Below are 3,703 nucleotides of genomic sequence, written 5' to 3' on the forward strand. Positions count from 1 at the left end.
CCGCCGTGCTGGTCACGAACTGGGAATGGGACGGCCGCAAGCGCACCAAGGTCGACCACCGCGAACCCGTGCCCGTCGCCGAACCAGTCTCGGCGCCCACGGCTCAGGAAAGCCTGTGGGACGGGGTCTGATCAGGCCTCTTCGGGCGGGTCGGCTGCGTCCGGGTCAACCCAGACCACGCGGGCGGACACCAGCGGCCGCCTGCTGAACCCGCGCAGCGCCCGCTCTGGTGACCGCAGCGTCGGCCGCGAACCGTTGTCGACGCTGAGGACCTCGACCTCGTCCTCGAAGGCCAGGCCCCAAGCGGCGATCCGGCCGTCCACCCGTTCGCCGCGTTCCTGCACGATGGCGAACAGGCGCGGAGCGTAAGTCGCCACCAGCTCTTTCAAGAGCTCCGCGAACTCGTCCTCATCGCAGAGTGGCTCGCCCGGATGCGGATGGGGATGACTTAACATCGGCGCCTCCTACTGACCGTGTTTGCGGTAACGTGTCGATCGTCCGCCGCTGGCAGTTGGCCGCCTCGGTGAAAGTCCTTCGAGAGCAAGCGAACCTCACCCAGGACGAAGCCGTCGAACGGCTCCAGCGTGGAGAGGGAAACTGGTCGCGCTCGACGATGTCCCGGGTCGAGAACCGCGAGCACAACCTCAAGCCACGCGAGGTCGAGCAACTCCTCGCCGCCTACGGCATCGACGACGCGGACAGCCATGAAGCCCTGACCCAACTCGCCATCGACAGCCGCAAGCGAGACTGGTGGCACCAGTTCCAGGGCTCGCTGCCCGTGGCAGTCCAACCGCTCCTGAGCCTGGAGAGCGGACTCATCGCCATGCGCGACTTCCAGAACCAACTCATCCACGGCCTATTGCAGACCTCCGACTACGTCCGCGCACTGATGATGTCCATCGGCCCCGGCGCATTCGACCTGGGTCAGTTGGAACGCGGCGTGGCCGCAAGAATCGCCCGACAGCAGATCCTCACCAAGGACAGCGCACCGAGCCTTCATTTCATCCTGGACGAGATCGTCATGCACCATCAGTTACGCAGGCTGCTCCAGGTGACCGAGAACCCCAACTTGACCATCCAGATCCTGCCCAAGGAAGCCGGTGGCAGTCCTGGGTTACTCGGACCATTCGCCGTCCTCACGCTGCCTGAGCCGATCCCGGACATCGGTTACACCGAGGGCTCGGCCGGAACCTTCTACTTCGAGGATCGAGAGCGTGTGCGCTCATGGACTCTCCGCTTCGGTATGCTCACCGAACGGGCCTTGTCCCGTAAAGAATCCGCCGAAGTGATCACCGAGGCGATACGGCAGTACCAGTGAGCTGAGCGGAGGAGGTCACCGTGCCCCAAGTGAACCCCCTGGCCACCGTCATGTGGCGCAAGAGCAGTTACTCGAACGACGGTGGTTCCACCGGGGACAACTGTGTCGAAGCTGCGGCGCTGCCCGACGGCCGAATCGCCATCCGCAACAGCAACCACCCCGACGCCGGAGTCACCTACTTCACCCGCGCCGAGATGAGCGCCTGGCTCCAGGGCATCAAAGCCGGAGAGTTCGACGATCTCGCCTGACCCCGGCCGGCTGACCCGCTTACTGGGCAACGCCGACCTGACCTGGCTGGTCGAGCGAGTCCGGAGACGCCTGGAGCGCGGCGAAACCCTGCAAACGTCGGTAACGCTCACCAACGCCACGCCCGCCCAACGCGCCGCCGCGCACAGCCTCCTCGGCCGCCGCCCGCGCCCTGGCACCACCTTGACCGTGTCGCTCACAGCGGTCGACGACGTCCTACGCCGCTCCGGTGCCTCCCCCGACGGCCTGACCGCCGCGGTCATCACCCTGACCGGCCCCATCGTCAACCGAGCCGCTCATACCGCATCACTGGACGCGGCCTGGCAACGAGCGTTCGCCCCCGTAGCAGCCGTCGTCAACACCCGGCCGAACCTGACAGACTGGTACGAACGTCTGCACGCCAACGGCCTGGTCCGCCGCCTCGCAGCCACCCCCGCCGACGCCGAACCGCTGCTGGCGGACCTTGCGTCAGTGCTGGAAAGCCTCCCAGCCGACGGCGAGCACCTCGGCCGTTTCGCAGCCAGAACAGCCCGCCGAGCACACGCCCTGGACGACGGCGAGCCACTGGCCACTCTCGCCCTCAGCGCCGCCAGGGCAATCGCGGACCTGCCAGAAAGCCCCAGCCGCGAAGCCTGGGCCGCCGTCGGCGTCCTGCGCGACGAAGTCTCCACCACAGTCCTGACCCTCGGCCTCCCCGGCGACCCCCACACCACCACCGGCCAAGCCCTCGCCGCCTGGCACCCCGCCGGCCAGCCAGTAGTCCTCACCCTGCGCCAACTCGTCCGCGACCCACCCCGCCTGACCGGTCAACTGATCTCAATCTGCGAAAATCCCATCGTCATCTCCACCGCCGCCGACCGCCTCGGCCCCACCTCCACCCCCTTGATCTGCACAAACGGCCAACCCGGCGCGGCCGTCATGCTCCTCCTGCGCAGCCTGCTCGCGGCCGGAGCCGACCTCCGCTACCACGGCGACTTCGACTGGGGCGGCCTCCGCATCGCAAACCTCCTGTTCAGCCGCCTACCCGTACGCCACTGGCATTTCGACGCAGCCGCCTACCGCACCGCCGCGGCCGCCCACCCCGGCCACCCCCTCACCGGTACCCCCGCCACCGCCGACTGGGACCCAGACCTGGGCCCGGCCATGACCGAGACCGGCACCAAGGTGGAAGAGGAACTGGTCCTGGACGACCTCATCGCGGACCTGCGGAACGACCACAACAGCAGAGCTCAACGACAAGCAATCAAGAGTAGGCCTCGCGATGCTTCCGGAGGTACTTCGGGTTGACGATATGTCTTGGGTGCGTGAGCAGTTTGTCGGCAGATTCGCCGTTCCGGGTGATCGAGAAGTCGTCTTCTACCAACAGCGCGCCGAGGTCGAAAAGGACATGGCAGTTAGCACAGAGACAGAGGACATTGGCCATGATATCCGGGCCTCCTCGGCTCAACGCTTGAATGTGCGCAACCTCCGAGTAGCCGCGCTCACCAGCCGCCAGTCGAAGTCCGCAGATTTGGCACCTGTGGTCATGTAGCTGCTTGACACTGTTCGCGATAGCCGTCGAGCGAATCACTCGCTGCAGCATGACCTCGGTTTGCACTGGCTGCAGGTTGCCCTCAGGCAAGGGCGGCTCCACGAAATCCTCGTCCTTCGGCGCGTCGATCGAAAGAACCTCTTCCGTCGCCAACTTGACCAGTTTGAAGCGACAGACTAGGTGGCCGTTCAGCCCCTTTTCCCGCAGAGCCTCCTCAACACGAAATAGTCCATCATAGCGGTACTTGGCTTCTGAGTCTTGAGACAGTTTGCGATCAATGCTCCGGATTACACGTACTGACAATCCCTCGATCATGTTGGCTCGCAGCGCCGCATTGCCGCGTCCTTCACGGGGATCAAACGTCTGGTTACGAACCTGACGCCCACGTTCCCGACCCTTCAGGGATGCCAGGAACCTCACCGCGAATCACCATACGTTCACTCTATGGTGGACCACCAACAGTTTGCGATGCGCTGCCGCAAGAGCTAGTACTACAGAGCTAGATCTTTGCGTGTCGGTTCGTGATATCGGCTGCTGGTTGTGCGAGTGTTTGCGTGTGACCATTCCTTCTGCTGGGCGGGCTGGCGTCGCGGGCGGTGCGACTCGGG

The 3,703-nt window shown here is 65.2% G+C and carries 5 protein-coding genes; 3 read left to right on the forward strand and 2 right to left on the reverse strand.

The window, feature by feature from the left end:
- Positions 1 to 131: 131 nt before the first annotated feature.
- Positions 132 to 455, reverse strand: a complete 324-nt coding sequence (locus tag QMK34_RS47025; protein WP_326421534.1) for a hypothetical protein — start codon at positions 453 to 455, stop codon at positions 132 to 134.
- 32 nt (positions 456 to 487) lie between these two features.
- Here QMK34_RS47025 and QMK34_RS47030 point away from each other — a divergent pair, with 32 nt between their 5' ends.
- The 3 genes from QMK34_RS47030 to QMK34_RS47040 are packed head-to-tail and all read left to right on the forward strand — an operon-like array spanning position 488 to position 2,851.
- The gene (locus tag QMK34_RS47030) at positions 488 to 1,318 is read left to right on the forward strand and encodes a helix-turn-helix domain-containing protein (RefSeq protein ID WP_326421535.1); all 831 of its coding nucleotides are present in this window, start codon (positions 488 to 490) and stop codon (positions 1,316 to 1,318) included.
- Between the two features lie 29 nt (positions 1,319 to 1,347).
- Positions 1,348 to 1,566, forward strand: a complete 219-nt coding sequence (locus QMK34_RS47035) for a DUF397 domain-containing protein (protein WP_326421537.1) — start codon at positions 1,348 to 1,350, stop codon at positions 1,564 to 1,566.
- 46 nt (positions 1,567 to 1,612) lie between these two features.
- The gene (locus QMK34_RS47040) at positions 1,613 to 2,851 is read left to right on the forward strand and encodes a TIGR02679 family protein (RefSeq protein ID WP_326421538.1); all 1,239 of its coding nucleotides are present in this window, start codon (positions 1,613 to 1,615) and stop codon (positions 2,849 to 2,851) included.
- Here QMK34_RS47040 and QMK34_RS47045 read toward each other — a convergent pair.
- Complete coding sequence (locus tag QMK34_RS47045; RefSeq protein WP_326421536.1) at positions 2,808 to 3,515, reverse strand: YDG/SRA domain-containing protein; 708 nt, start codon at positions 3,513 to 3,515, stop codon at positions 2,808 to 2,810. The genes QMK34_RS47040 and QMK34_RS47045 overlap by 44 nt on opposite strands.
- Between the last annotated feature and the right edge of the window lie 188 nt (positions 3,516 to 3,703).

Source organism: Amycolatopsis sp. H20-H5 (genome assembly GCF_035828755.1).
Classification (GTDB): domain Bacteria; phylum Actinomycetota; class Actinomycetes; order Mycobacteriales; family Pseudonocardiaceae; genus Amycolatopsis.

What these genes read in the sequence shown, in the direction of transcription:
- QMK34_RS47025 (WP_326421534.1), bottom strand. Translation starts at nt 455, where the DNA reads ATGTTAAGTCATCCCCATCCGCATCCGGGCGAGCCACTCTGCGATGAG.